We start from the raw sequence: 13707 nt of genomic DNA on the forward strand, positions 1-13707 counted from the left end.
AACTGCTGCCAAGGCAGCGCGTGCCTGGCGCCCCCGGCGCCCGGGCGCAAATGTTGAGCCCGGCGACAACCCGATCCGAACCTGGCCAGGAGGCCCCATGAAGCGATTTCACGTTCATGCCCACGTCGAAGACCTGCCGGCGAGCATCGCCTTTTACTCCAAGATGTTCGCCGCCGCGCCGACACGTGTCGAGAGCGACTACGCGAAGTGGATGATCGACGATCCACGCGTCAACTTCGCCATCTCCACCCGCGGCAGCAAGCCCGGCATCGACCACCTGGGCATCCAGGCCGACAGCGCCGAAGAGCTGGCCGAGCTCAGGGGCCGCGCGCGGGCGGCCGACCTCGCGCTGCTGGACGAGGGCCAGACGAGCTGTTGCTATGCACGCAGCGAAAAGCACTGGCTGACCGACCCGCAGGGCATCGCGTGGGAGCACTTCCAGACGCTGGACAACATCCCGGTGTTCAGCGAGAAGCCGGCTGCTGCTGCTGCTGCTGCCGATGCTCCCGTCGCGACCAACGCCACCGGCTGCTGCGCCCCAGCGGCGCCGCGCGGCAAGCCGATCGGCATCGCGGTGAAGCCGGCCTCCTCGTGCTGCTGATTCGCGCGCGACCATGACCACCCACGTGCTCATCCTGTGTACCCATAACTCGGCGCGCAGCGTGCTCGGCGAAGCCATGCTCAACCACTGGGCCGGGCGGCTCGGCAAGGACGTGCGGGCCTACAGCGCCGGCAGTTCGCCGAGCGGGCGCATCAATGCGCACGCGCTCGAGTCGCTGGCCGGGGCCGGCATCGATGCTTCGGGCTGCCGCAGCAAGAATTGGGACGAGTTCGCGCGCGCCGATGCGCCGCCGATGCGCGTGGTGATCACCGTCTGCGACAGCGCCGCCGCCGAGGCCTGCCCCTACTGGCCGGGCAGCCCGGTCAAGGTGCATTGGGGCTACGCCGACCCGTCGAGCGCTCGCGAGGCGGAGCGTGCGCAGGCCTTCGAGCTGACGCGCCAGGCGATCGGCTATCGCATGCTGCAGTTGCTGAGTTTGCCGCTCGACACACTGAGCGATGCGGATCTCCAGCGCGCCCTGCTCGACATTTCGAAGCACTGAACATGACAGCGCAGGCGCCGCACAAGCTGCTGGCCGAGGCGCTGGGCACGGCACTGCTGCTGGCCGTCGTCGTTGGCTCGGGGATCATGGCCGAGCGGCTCTCGGGCGGCAACGTCGCAATCGCGCTACTGGCCAACACGCTGGCCACCGTCGGCGGCCTGTACATCCTGATCGAAGTGCTGGGCCCGGTCAGCGGCGCGCACTTCAACCCGGCCGTGTCGCTGGTGATGGCGGCGCGGGGCGAGCTGCCGCGCACGCTGATCGCTCCTTACATCGTGGCTCAGTTGGTCGGCGCCATGCTCGGCGCATGGCTGGCGCATGCGATGTTCGAGGCAAGCATCCTGCAGTTCTCCACCAAGCTGCGCGGCGGCAGCGGCCAGTGGATCGCTGAAGCGGTGGCGACTGCGGGGCTGCTGCTCGTGATCCTGCGCGCGCCCGCGTCGCGCGTGGCGGCGATGGTGGCCTGCTACATCGGCGCGGCCTACTGGTTCACTGCGTCCACGTCGTTCGCCAACCCGGCCGCCGCCTTTGGCCGCATGTTCAGCAACAGCTTCGCCGGCATCGCGCCGGCCAGCGTGCCCGGCTTCATGGCGGCCGAGCTTGCCGGTGCCGCGATCGGCGTGTTGCTGCACCGCGCGTTGGGCCGTGCAGGCCAGGGCAGTGCCGTCGTGGCCCGCGCGGCAATCGACGGCTCTGCGCGTGGTCGGCATGGCGCCTGAGCCGAGCCCCACGCTCACAGCGTTCACTGCCCCCAAGGGGTCGCTCAGCGCCTTTGGGGCGGCACGGCAGCCACCGAGCGCGCTCGCGCGCGGCCCCGGCGTCTCGGCGCCCCGGTGGATTTATCCACCGGGGCAGGGGACAAGCTTGGGGAAAACCTGAGCCCAAACGACCGCAGACCGCGCCGCACAAGGCGCTGAACGGTTTGCTTCGCTCAGGGCAGGCGCCGCTGCGGCACGACCGGGCATGCAGGCGTCGACACCGCGCACGGCGAGAAACGCTGCCTTCAACTGCCTTCAATACCGATGGGGTATCGGGCGTCCAGTACAAAGGTATTGGCGGGCGTGCGCTGGTCTTCCTACACTGGTCTCGACCAGCCCGCTTCTTCTGCGGTGCTATGGGAGATTGAACGATGACTGTGAATTGCGTGCTGCCGGTCGGCTTTGAGGACCTGGAGCCCTTCGTCGAGTATTGGGTTCGCGACAGCAACGACGAGCGCTGGAAGCAGCGTTCCAAGGCGCCGATGGACGACATTCGGCGCTTCTACGATCTCATGCTCGCCAGAGCCGAAGACGCGATCACCCACCTCGACGCCTTCCCGCTGGAGCGCATGCCCGCGGACGCAGAGCGCCTGTTCAAGCTCTTGCTGGCGTTGGCGCATGCGGCCATGGCGGTGGAGATGCATGGCCAGCCGCGCGCCCATCGCGCGCAGGTGCGAACTGACCTGCACGTCACCGAAGGACCGCGGCCGTTCGGCGGCGGCGAACGCGCCGCCAGCCAGCACGAACGCACGTATTTGAAGGAGCAGCACGCATGAACGAGATGGTGATGGGCGCGACCGACGCGCAAGCGCGGCCGCAAGCGGGCGCGAAGGAAAGCTTCACGCTGGCCGCTGGACTCTCGACCAAGCCGGTGCTCAACGACTCCTACGTCTCCCCGGCATTCTTCGAGCTGGAGAAGGAGCGCGTGTTCGGCCGCGCCTGGCTGTGCATGGGCCGCATCGACCAGCTGCCTCACGCTGACGCCTTCTTCGTCAAGGAAGTGGAGGTGTGCAAGGCCTCGGTGCTGGTCACGCGCGACGCGTCGGGCACCGTTCGGGCGTTCCACAACGTGTGTGCGCATCGCGGCAACCTGGTGGTGTTCGAAAAGTGCGGAACGAGCAGCCGACTGCGCTGCGACTACCACGGCTGGACCTACAAGAACGACGGCGAGTTGATCGGGGTGCCCGACCAGCGGCAATTCTTCGACCTGGACAAGAAAAAGTGCGGCCTCACACCGATTGCCGTGGACACCTGGGAAGGCTGGATTTTCATCAACCTGCAGCGCAAGCCCGAGCTGAGCCTGAAGGAGTTCCTCGGGCCTTACGCAGAGTCCTATGCCGGCGTGCCGTTCGGAGTCGATCACCGCACCTTGGTGATCGAGGCGAAGTTCAACGCCAACTGGAAGCTGATCATGGACGCGTTCGCCGAGTCCTACCACGTGCCGGCGATCCACCCCAGCACCCTGGCGCCCGGGTTCTCCAACCCCATCAACAACAAGTACGCGCGGCCCCTGAGCGGCAGCACCTTCGGGTTGCACAGCGCCTGGTCGGCTTACGGCAACGACGAATACGCCGCGCCGCCCGGTTCGCACGTGGAGCGCCTGGCCTGCCTGGTCGACACCGGCGGCCTGCTGGGCAGCGACGTCAACGACGAGGTGCTGCGTCTGCGCGCACACCCGGCCATCAACCCGACCAAGGAAGTCTGCTGGTCGGCCGACGTGACCTCGATCTTCCCCAACTTCAACATCGATTACTCGACCGGCGGCTACTGGACGCACGAGTTCTGGCCGCTGGCGCGCGACCGCACGCACTGGATCCTCACCATCCGCATTCCCGAGGCCACGTCCGTGCGCCACCGGCTGCAGCTCGAGCACTACGCGGCGCGCTGGTGCGAGGTGGTGCTGGAGGACGTGACCAACTGCGAGCGCATCCAGAAAGGCCTCGAGTCCGGCGCCAAGGACCACATGAACCTGCAGGACGGCGAGTTCATGATCCGGCATCACCAGGAGACTCTGCGCAAATGGGTCAACGCAGCGACGGTTGCCGACGCAATGAAATGACTTGTTTCGCGGCGTCCGGTCCGCGGTGAAAAATTGGTCCGCCAATCAGGAGAAAGCGAATGCCCATCATCGAGATTCATATGCTTGAAGGACGCACCGTGCAGCAAAAGCGCGCCATGGTCTCAGGCATCACGGAAGCCGTTACTTTTGCGCTGGGTGTGAGGGCCGACCAGGTGCGCATCCTGATCGATGAACTCGCGACCGAACACTTCGCGGTCGACGGCAAGACGGCCGGCGAGAGTCGCGGCACGCGCCGCAGCAACGTCGAGCTGGCCGCGTCAACGGACAACAGGCCATGAGAAAAATCAAATGCGCGGTGATCGGCTCGGGCAATATCGGCACCGACCTGATCTACAAAATCCTGCGAAGCCCGGTGTTGGAGCCGATCTGGATGGTCGGTATCGATCCGCAATCAGAGGGCCTCGCCCGTGCGCGCGACATGGGGCTCAAGACCACGGCCGGTGGCGTCGACGGCTTGTTGGCGCATGTGCAAGCCGACGCGATCCAGATCGCCTTCGACGCGACATCGGCCTACGTACATGCCGAGAACTCGCGCAAGCTCAACGAACTTGGCGTGCTGATGATCGATCTCACGCCCGCGGCGATCGGGCCGCTGTGCGTGCCGCCGGTCAACCTGCGCGAGCACGCCGACAAGCGCGAGATGAACGTCAACATGATCTCGTGCGCGGGCCAGGCCACGATCCCGATCGTGAGCGCCGTGACGCGGGTCCAGCCGGTCGACTATGCCGAGATCGTGGCCAGCCTCGCGTCCAAATCGGTCGGCCTCGGCACGCGCGCCAACCTGGACGAGTTCACGTACACCACGTCCAACGCGCTCGTGCGCGTGGGCGGCGCCAAGCGCGGCAAGGCGCTGGCGATCATCAACCCGGCCGAGCCGCCGGTGATCATGCGCAACACCATCAACTGCCTGACCGAAGGCGAGCCCGACCAGGCCCGCATCATCGAATCGGTGCGCGCAATGATCCGCGAGGTGCAAAAGTACGTCCCCGGCTACCGCCTGGTCAATGGCCCCGTGTTCGATGGCAAGCGCGTCACGGTCTTCATGGAGGTCGAAGGCTTGGGCGACTACCTGCCCAAGTACGCCGGCAACCTCGACATCATGACCGCCGCGGCTTGCCGCACCGCCGAGATGTTTGCAGAACAAATCCTGGCGGGGAAGTTCCAACTCAAGGCCAAGGAATTCGCATGACCACCGCTGTCACCGACATGGACACGAGCTTGAGGGGTCGCAAGGTCTTGCTGCACGACATGTGCCTGCGCGACGGCATGCACGCCAAGGGGGAGCAGATTTCGGTCGCGCAAATGGTGAAGGTGGCCACGGCGTTGGACGACGCCGGTGTGCCGCTGATCCAGGTGACGCATGGCGGTGGCCTGGGCGGGAATTCGCTTCAGCACGGTTTTGCCTTGGCCAGCAACGAGGAATATCTCCAGGCCGTGGTGCCGAAGATGAAGCAGGCCAAGGTGTCGGTGCTGCTGATCCCCGGTCTGGGCACGATGCGCGAGTTGCAGTCGGCCTATGACTGCGGCGCACGCAGCGTGCATGTGGCCACGCATTGCACCGAAGCCGACACCTCGCCCCAGCACATCGCCTTCGCGCGCAAGCTCGGCATGGACACCACCGGCTTCCTAATGATGGCCCACCTGACCGATCCGGCCCATCTGGCCCAACAGGGCAAGCTGATGGAGTCCTACGGCGCAGAGACGATCTACGTCACCGACTCGGCGGGCTACATGCTGCCGGCCGACGTCAAGACCCGCATCCTGGCGCTGCGCGAGGTGCTCAAGCCCGAAACCGAAATCGGCTTTCATGGCCACCACAACCTGGGCATGGGCATCGCCAATTCGATCGCCGCAATCGAAGCCGGCGCCAGTCGCATCGATGGCTCGGTCGCGGGCCTGGGGGCCGGCGCGGGCAATACGCCGCTGGAAGTCTTTCTGGCCGTGTGCGAACGCATGGGCATCGAAACCGGGGTCGATCTGTTCAAGCTGATGGACGTGGCCGAAGACGTGATCGTTCCGATGATGGACCAGCTCGTGCGCATCGACCGGGATTCGCTGACGATCGGGTTTGCAGGCGTCTACTCCACCTTCTTGCTGAATGCCAAGCGGGCAGCCATTCGCTTTGGCATCCCGGCTCGCGAAATCCTGGTTGAGTTGGGCCGCCAGAAAGTGATCGGCGGCCAAGAAGACATGATCGAGGACACCGCCATCACCATGGCCAGGCAACGCGGGTTGATGCAAGAAGTGAATTGATTTAAATATTCCAAGCCAACGTCGAGAACTGCTCCGGCTGCTCGCGTTGATGATCAACACCGTAATTTAGGGGACAGAAATGGCGCTAAGAGGTGTTCTGCGGCTCGGCGAGGTTCGTATTCGTGTCCTTGACATGGAAGCCGCTTGCCGGCATTACGGCGACCACATGGGCCTGCTCAAGGTCATGACCGATGCAGACGGCATGACTTATTTCAAGGCATGGGACGAGCATGATCACCATTGCGTGGTGCTGCGCAAGGCGGATTCCGCTGGCCTGGATTACTTCGCCTTCAAGGTCTACGACGACAAGACCTTGACTGCCCTTGAAGGCAAGATCAAGGAGTTTGGTCTGCCGGTTGAACGAATTGCCGCGGGTGTCTATGCGAAAAGTGGTCGTCGACTCCAATTCGTTTTACCCAGCGGTCACACCATGCAGCTCTACGCTGAAAAGGAGCAGATCGGCAACACGCTCGGGACGATCAATCCCGGCGTCATGCCCGACGAAGGCGTGATACGGGGCTTTCGCATCAACCGCATCGATCACCTGTTGCTGGGCGGCGTGAACATCGACGAGAACGCTCGCCTGTTCAGGGAAGTCTTCGAGTTCGATCTGACCGAACGTCTGATCGATGCGGATTCGAAGGCGTCCCTCGCGCTGTTCGTCAGCTGCTCCACCAAGCCGCACGACGTTGCGTTCGTGCTGCAGCCCAACCCCAACAAGTTCCATCACGTCTCGTTCCTGCTCGAGTCTGTGTCCGACCTCGTGCATGCGGCCGACATGATTGGCAAGCACCGCATTCCGGTGGAGGTCAACACCAACCGGCACGGCATCACGCGGGGTGCGACCATCTATTTCTTCGACCCGTCCGGCAATCGAAACGAAGTCTTTACCGGCGGTTATGTCCACTATCCCGACACGCCGACCCTCACCTGGGACACCAGTGCCCTGGGCGCTGCGGCCTTCTCCCAGGACAACACGCCGCGCGAAAGTTTCTTCACCGTGCTCACCTGAGCGCGAGCCGTCACGTCACGTCACGCCCATCACAACTGCATCAAACAAGCCCGGATGAAGATTGCTCCGAAAGCAAAGACCGCGACCACGCGGCAAGGTGGTGTCGGTCGGCGCAGTTTCATCGGAGTCGCCGGGGCAGTGACGGCGGGAACGCTGGGCGCGATGGTGCGCCCGGCTGCCGCCGCCCCGACGAGCGCCCCGCGCTTTGACGCCGAGTACGACGTGGTGGTCTGCGGCAGCGGCATGGCCGGGCTGGGTACGGCGCTGTTCTCGCGCTGGCAAGGCAACGAGGTGGTGGTGCTCGAGAAAGCCGGCAGCGTCGGCGGCACGACCGCCAAGTCCGGCGGCTGGTACTGGATGCCCAACAACGCGGCCATGAAGAAGGCCGGCATTGCCGATCCAAAACCCGACTTCATGAAGTTGGTGGCGCGCCTGTCGGCGCCGCTGACCTACAGCCCCAGCAGCGCCAAACTCGGTTTGAGCGACTGGCAATACGACATGTTCGAGGCGTTCTATGAAAGCGCCGGCACGGCCGCCGAACTGCTCAGCGACAAAGGTGCCTTGCCCTATCAACACCCGACCGAGATCGTCGACTACTGGGCCGAGTTGCCGGAAAACAAGGCCCCGAAGGGGCGCGTCCTGATGCCGCTGGGCGCCGAGCCGTACAACGGTGGGCAGTTCGCGATCCGCACCCTCTCCAGCGCCGCGCGGCGCGATGGCATCGCCATCAAGACTTCGCACCGTGTACAGGGCCTCATCCGCAACGCGCGCGGCGAGGTGATCGGCGTGGAGGCCACTACCGCCGAGGGTTCGGTGCTGCGATTGCGGGCGAAAAAAGCGGTGGTGTTCGCCTCGGGCGGCTTCACGCACGACGCGCAATTGCGGCGTGATTTCCTCGGCGGCTCCGTGGTGGGCGGTTGCGCGGCCCCATCCAACGAAGGCGATTTTCTGCGCGTGTCCAGCCCCTTGGGCGTGCAATTGGCCAACATGAACCACGCCTGGAATTGCCCGGTCGTGCTGGAGAAGGCGCTGGCAAGAGACGGCTCGCTGTGGGGCACCTTCTCGGCCTCGGGCGACTCGATGATCTACGTCAACAAGTACGGGCGCCGGGTCGTCAACGAAAAGCTGCAGTACAACGAGATCACGCGCGCGTTCTGGGCCTGGGACGGCCCCAGGCAGGAGTTCCCCAACCAACTGTTGGTGGCGGTATGGGACCAGCAGGCGCAGGACCATTGCGCGCAACCCAACTACGGATCATTCATCGTGCCGCCCGGCAACAACGACGGCCATGTCATCAAGGGAGCGACGCGGGCCGAGCTGACCAAGAACATCGCGGCGCGCTTGGCGCAGTACCGCGAGCAGGTCAACTTCTCCCTGGCCCCGGATTTCCAGCAAAACCTCGAAGAGACCATCCAGCGGTTCAATGGCTTTGCGCACGCCGGCAAGGATCTCGATTTCCACCGCGGCGAGCGCCCGGTCGAGCTCATGTTCAACGGGCCGAACAAGGCCGGGTCCGACAAGAAGAACTCCACCATGTCGCCCCTCAGCGACCAGGGGCCGTTTTACGCCACCTTGATCGCGCCGGGCACGCTGGATACCAAGGGCGGACCGAGGACCGACACCCATGGCCGCGTCCTCGATGTGGCCGGCAAGCCGATTGCAGGGCTGTATGGCGTGGGCAACTGCGTCGCATCGGCGTCGGGGCCGGCTTACTGGGCGGGGGGTGCGACCTTGGGCCCCATCGTGACCTTTGCCTACCGAGCGGCCAATGCATTGCACAAGGAAGTCGTGAAAGACGCTTCGGCATGAGACCGATCGGCCGCTGGCTGAGCGCTACGGCGCTGCTTGTCTGGACGACAGCGATGGCCCAACCCGCAGGGAGCGAGCCGACGGTGCCCGCGCTGGTCAAGAGCAGCTGCGCGTCGTGCCATACCTTCGCCAAGAATGAGGCGAATGGCCAGGGGCCCAATCTCTTCGGTTTGATCGGCAGAACCGCTGGCAGTGCGCCCGGCTTTGCCTATTCGGCCGGGTTGACCAAAGCGCTGGGAGGCAAGACCTGGTCGAAGGAATTGCTCGACGCCTGGCTCACCGATACCGAACGGGTCGCGCCCGGTTCGTTGATGACTTTCTTTCTGGATGACGCCAAATCCCGCCAGGCGATCGTCGACTATTTCGCCGGCCAGCAAGCCCGGTAGTCTTCAGTGGGCGCTGTTCTCGCCCGCGTCGCGTTCATTGGCCGCCCGGTATTCGCGCACCACACCCAAGAAAGCCTTTAGCAGGGGCGATTGATCGTTGGCCCGGTACAGGCAGCTCAGGTCGACAACGGCCTGAGGAGCGTCGGCCAAGGGGCGGCAGGTGGTGCCTTCGACGCGCAATGATTTGGTGGCCGATTCCGGGATCAAGGTGATGCCGAATCCCCGCGCCACCAAGGCGCTGCCGGTCACCGCATCGCCGACGTGCTGCGCGACCGCCGGCTCGAAGCCGTGCTGCTTGCACAAGTCGAGCACCAGGTCGGAAAAATTGGGTCGGCCGACGTTGGGAAACAGCACGAACGGATAGTCTGCGAGGGCCCGAAACGGCACGACCGTATGTGCCGCCAGCGCATGGCCGTCCGGCAGCACCGCGAACAGCCGCTCGGTGGCGATCAGCTCGCGGCCGATGTCCGGCCACGGCGGTGTCATGCGATTGAAGCCGACGGTGATGCGGCGTTGGCGTAGCGCCTCGATCTGCTCGTTCTTGTTCATCGTGTGCAGGACGATGTGTACGTCGGGCAGCCGGGTCCGGAAATCCTGCAGCAGCTTGGGAATGATGTCGTAGATGGCCGAGCCGAAGATGGCCACGTCCAGCCGACCGAGCTTGCCTTCGCCGGCGCGCTGCACGCGGTCGATCGCCGCATCGACCAGCATGCCGATGTTGATGGCCTCTTCCTTGAACATCTCGCCCGCCTGGGTGAGTTCGACCCCCTTGGCCGTTCGCACGAACAGCTCGACGCCCAGTTCTTCTTCGAGCGCACGGATCTGCCGCGTCAAAGGGGGCTGCGAGATGTGCAGCCGGGTGGCGGCACGGCCGATGTTGAGCTCTTCGGCAACGGCGAGGAAATACTTGAAGTGACGAAGATCCATGCTCTTTTGATGGCGTGATGGGGTGATGCGGAGGGTGCGTTGCGCTTGGGCCGCTCATTCACCGCCGAGGCGCTTGTACGCCTTGAGCCGGTAAATCAACTGCGCTCGCGTGAGACCCAGCAGCCGCGCCGCAGCCGACTGGTTGCCCTCGGTACGCGCCATGGCACTTTGGATCATGGCAGCTTCCACCTCGTCGAGCGACGTCGTGCACGCATTCTCGGCACCGCTGAGCAGTGCGACCACACGCTGCCCCAGCAGTTCAGGCGTAAGAGCAAGGGCATCGGTCGCAGGGGCGCACGTACGACTGGCCAGCAGCGAGCCGTCGCGGTGCAGCGCCAACCAATCGCCCTCGACCTCTTCACCCCCGACGAACAGGTGGGTGATGTCGATCGGACCCTGGTCGGACGCCAGCACCACACCCCGCTCGACCAGGTTTTCCAGTTCGCGGATATTGCCGGGCCAGTGGTAGGTCAGCATGGCGTCGATGGCGCGGCCGGTGAAGCCGGTGACCTCGCGATGATCGCGTTGGTTGAACTTGCGCAAGAAGTGGTTCATGAACACCGGGATGTCCTCGCGCCGCTCGCGCAGCGGCGGCACGCGCATGGGCAGTACGTTGAGCCGGAAGAACAGGTCTTCACGAAAGCGCCCCCGCTTGACGGCCTCGCGCAGGTCTGAATTGGTGGCGGCCACCACGCGCACGTCGACCTTGCAGGCCTTGGTGCCGCCGACGCGCTCGATCTCCCGCTCCTGCAAGGCGCGCAGCAGCTTGCCCTGTGCCGGCCAGCTGAGGATGCCGATCTCGTCGAGAAAGAGCGTGCCGCCATCGGCGCGCTCGAAGCGCCCCGGCCGGCTGCTGTGGGCGCCGGTGTAGGCGCCCTTGTCGACGCCGAACAGTTCCGCTTCGACCAGATCCTCGGGGATGGCCGCGCAGTTGATGGCCACGAAGGGCCCGGCCGAGCGCGGGCTGATGCGGTGCAGGCTGCGCGCCAGCACCTCCTTGCCCACGCCACTTTCACCCAGGAACAGTACGGTGGCCTGCGTGCGCGCCGCCCGCCGCACCATGTGGCACACCGCATTGAAGCCGGCCGAGACGCCGACGACATCGGCATCGCCCAGCAACGACTGCGCGGACGCCGCGCCATTGAAGGCGCTGAGGCCGCTCGTCAGGGTGTCGGCGCGCAAGGTCCGCAGATCTTCCTCGGCGCCGTCCCATTCCTCCACCGGCTTGCCGACGATCACGCAATGCGGTGCGCCCTGTGCCTGGCACTGCACTTCGCGAAACATCACCGGCCTGCCCATGAAGCGGCTGCTGAAGCCCGATGCATAGCCGACCTGCTGCCAGCACACCACGTCGGCGCCGATGCCGTAGCGGTGAATGTGCGCCTCGGCCTCGGCCGAACCGTGCCAGATGAACTCACCGTGGAAGTGCCCGCGCTCTTCATCGACGTCGAGCCGCACCGTCTCGACGCGGGCCACGCCCTCGAGCATGTGCAGCTGCGCTCCAACCAGGGCGGTGTCCACCGGGCGAGCCGAGCGGCGCAGCTTGCGCGCCAGCTCGGCATCCTGCGAGCCGGAGTTGTAGCCCACCCGGGTGATCAGTCCGCGCGCCTTGTCGATCCCCAGCGTCTCGATCAGCTCCTGGTGCAGCACGCCGAGCGCCGAGGCATGCAGCAGCAGCATGCGCTGGTCGTCGAGCCAGATGCGGCCTTCGCGGGCATCGAAGTGAATGCGCGAAACCAGGTCGTCGATGGGGTGAACGGCGGTGCTCGGCGGCGCGGCTTTCTTGTGGATCGTCATGGTGTTGCGCTGACCGAAATCAAACAGTCTCCTTGATCAATGCTAGCGCTGCAGTGGATCAATTGATACAGCGAGCGGGGTTTGATGGCCACGTCGATCGAATGGTCAGCGCCACGATGCGCGCGTCGCGCATGAATTGAACGCAGTCCTCAGGGTGTTCCCCAGGGTTGCCGCGATGTGGCATGTTCATTGCATTTTCTAGTGCAAAGCCTGTAGCGCCCGAGGCGAAGCAGATGCAGGCTCGGTGTCGGATTGGCCCCTCACCAAACAGACGCCATCAGGAGACAGGCATGACCGTCGAGATTCGCACCCAGGGTGTCAAGCCGCTGCGCCATACCTTTGGGCACATCGCCCGGCGCTTCGGCGAAAAGCCGGCCTCGCGCTACCAGGAAGCCACCTACGACGTGCAGTCCGAGGTGAACTTCCATTACAAGCCGCTGTGGGACCCCGAGCACGATCTGTACGACCGTCGCCGCACGGCCGTCATCATGAAGGACTGGTATGCGCTGAAGGATCCGCGCCAGTATTTCTACGGCAGCTACACCATGGCGCGCGCCAAGCAGCAAGAGGCGGTGGATCGGCAGATGGACTTTGCCGACAAGCGCGGTCTGCTGCGCGAACTGCCCGACAGCGCCCGGCTTGCCATCGTGTCGGCCCTGGTGCCGCTGCGCCACTATGAATGGGGCGCCAACATGAACCTGTGCCACGTCGCCGCCTACGGTTGGGGCACGGCCATCACCCAGGCCGCGGTGATGGGAACGATGGACCGCCTGGGCATGGCGCAGCACCTTTCGCGCATCGGCTTGCTGGTGGATGGCAACACCGGCGACTCGCTCGCCCAAGCCAAGCGGCACTGGACCGAAGACCCGGCATGGCAGGGTCTGCGCCGCCAGATGGAGACCCTGTTCGTGACCCGCGACTGGTTCGAGTTGCTGGTCGCCCAGACTCTGGTGGCCGACGGGCTGCTGTACCCGCTGTTCTTCCAGAAGTTCGACGCCTGGCTGGCAAGTCGCCATGGGCCGGGTCCGTCGACGGTACTGGACTTCTTGATGCGCTGGCAGGACGAGACGGCCCGGTGGGTCGACGCCGTGGTCAAGACCGCCGCCGGCGAGAGTGCCGAGAACCGGGCGCTGATCCAGACTTGGGTCATCCACTGGCGCAGCGTCATGTTGCCGGCCCTGGCCCCGCTGGCCCAAGCCATGATGGGCGACGAGGGGGCCGCCGCGCTGGCCGACGTGGACGCCGCATTGGGTGCGCGCCTGGTCAAACTCGGCTTCACCGCCTGAGGGGCAGCGTGATGAGCACGAGCCAGCAACCGGTCTTCATCGCCTTTCAGGCCAACAACGACACCCAGCCCATCATCGAGGCGATCCAGGTGGACAACCCGCAAGCGGTGCTGCATGAGTACCCCGCCATGGTGAAGATCGATTGCCCCGGTCGCCTGGTGATCAAACGCAGCTCGATCGAAGAGCGCGTCGGCCGCGACTTCGACTTGCGCGAAATCCAGATCAACCTGATTTCGATGTCTGGCGAGCTCGACGAGACCGACGACGAATTCATCCTGCAATGGAAATGCGCCTGA

The 13707-nt window shown here is 65.0% G+C and carries 15 protein-coding genes; 13 read left to right on the plus strand and 2 right to left on the minus strand.

Features of this window, described 5'->3' with window-relative positions; translation table 11 throughout:
- The first annotated feature begins 97 nt into the window (after window positions 1–97).
- The 11 genes from RMO12_RS09720 (at window position 98) to RMO12_RS09770 (ending at window position 9401) form a co-directional block, all read left to right on the plus strand.
- Entirely contained in the window at window positions 98–601 is a 504-nt protein-coding gene (locus tag RMO12_RS09720) for an ArsI/CadI family heavy metal resistance metalloenzyme (protein ID WP_309639138.1), read from the plus strand.
- 13 nt (window positions 602–614) lie between these two features.
- Window positions 615–1103 carry an arsenate reductase ArsC gene (locus RMO12_RS09725; protein WP_309639139.1) on the plus strand — a complete coding sequence of 163 codons (489 nt, stop codon included), beginning with the start codon at window positions 615–617 and terminating at the stop codon, window positions 1101–1103.
- A 2-nt stretch (window positions 1104–1105) separates the two neighbouring features.
- On the plus strand, window positions 1106–1822 hold the full coding sequence (locus RMO12_RS09730; RefSeq protein WP_309639140.1) for an MIP/aquaporin family protein: 717 nt from the start codon (window positions 1106–1108) through the stop codon (window positions 1820–1822).
- Window positions 1823–2232: 410 nt separating this feature from the next.
- Window positions 2233–2637: a hypothetical protein gene (locus tag RMO12_RS09735; RefSeq protein ID WP_309626951.1), complete on the plus strand. Its 405-nt coding sequence runs from the start codon at window positions 2233–2235 to the stop codon at window positions 2635–2637.
- The gene (locus tag RMO12_RS09740) at window positions 2634–3920 is read left to right on the plus strand and encodes an aromatic ring-hydroxylating dioxygenase subunit alpha (protein WP_309639141.1); all 1287 of its coding nucleotides are present in this window, start codon (window positions 2634–2636) and stop codon (window positions 3918–3920) included. Before RMO12_RS09735 ends, RMO12_RS09740 begins: the two co-directional genes overlap by 4 nt.
- Window positions 3921–3979: 59 nt before the next feature.
- Window positions 3980–4219 carry a 2-hydroxymuconate tautomerase gene (locus tag RMO12_RS09745; protein ID WP_309639142.1) on the plus strand — a complete coding sequence of 80 codons (240 nt, stop codon included), beginning with the start codon at window positions 3980–3982 and terminating at the stop codon, window positions 4217–4219.
- Entirely contained in the window at window positions 4216–5130 is a 915-nt protein-coding gene (locus RMO12_RS09750; RefSeq protein WP_309626948.1) for an acetaldehyde dehydrogenase (acetylating), read from the plus strand. Before RMO12_RS09745 ends, RMO12_RS09750 begins: the two co-directional genes overlap by 4 nt.
- The gene (dmpG, locus tag RMO12_RS09755; RefSeq protein WP_309639143.1) at window positions 5127–6194 is read left to right on the plus strand and encodes a 4-hydroxy-2-oxovalerate aldolase; all 1068 of its coding nucleotides are present in this window, start codon (window positions 5127–5129) and stop codon (window positions 6192–6194) included. Before RMO12_RS09750 ends, dmpG begins: the two co-directional genes overlap by 4 nt.
- 79 nt (window positions 6195–6273) lie before the next feature.
- On the plus strand, window positions 6274–7206 hold the full coding sequence (locus RMO12_RS09760; RefSeq protein ID WP_309639144.1) for a catechol 2,3-dioxygenase: 933 nt from the start codon (window positions 6274–6276) through the stop codon (window positions 7204–7206).
- Between the two features lie 162 nt (window positions 7207–7368).
- Entirely contained in the window at window positions 7369–9015 is a 1647-nt protein-coding gene (locus RMO12_RS09765; RefSeq protein WP_309626647.1) for an FAD-dependent oxidoreductase, read from the plus strand.
- Complete coding sequence (locus tag RMO12_RS09770; protein ID WP_309639145.1) at window positions 9012–9401, plus strand: c-type cytochrome; 390 nt, start codon at window positions 9012–9014, stop codon at window positions 9399–9401. Before RMO12_RS09765 ends, RMO12_RS09770 begins: the two co-directional genes overlap by 4 nt.
- Window positions 9402–9404: 3 nt before the next feature.
- Here the strand turns inward: RMO12_RS09770 and RMO12_RS09775 are convergent, their stop codons facing one another.
- A complete protein-coding gene (locus RMO12_RS09775; protein WP_309639146.1) occupies window positions 9405–10328 on the minus strand; it encodes a LysR family transcriptional regulator in 924 nt (307 codons plus the stop codon).
- Window positions 10329–10382: 54 nt separating this feature from the next.
- A complete protein-coding gene (locus tag RMO12_RS09780; protein ID WP_309639147.1) occupies window positions 10383–12125 on the minus strand; it encodes a sigma 54-interacting transcriptional regulator in 1743 nt (580 codons plus the stop codon).
- Window positions 12126–12415: 290 nt separating this feature from the next.
- On the opposite strand from RMO12_RS09780, the gene RMO12_RS09785 reads away from it, so the two are divergent.
- Window positions 12416–13411: an aromatic/alkene monooxygenase hydroxylase subunit beta gene (locus RMO12_RS09785; protein ID WP_309639148.1), complete on the plus strand. Its 996-nt coding sequence runs from the start codon at window positions 12416–12418 to the stop codon at window positions 13409–13411.
- A gap of 11 nt (window positions 13412–13422) precedes the next feature.
- The gene (locus RMO12_RS09790) at window positions 13423–13707 is read left to right on the plus strand and encodes an MmoB/DmpM family protein (protein WP_309626652.1); all 285 of its coding nucleotides are present in this window, start codon (window positions 13423–13425) and stop codon (window positions 13705–13707) included.

It is taken from the genome of Methylibium sp., assembly GCF_031393925.1.
GTDB lineage: Bacteria > Pseudomonadota > Gammaproteobacteria > Burkholderiales > Burkholderiaceae_C > Methylibium.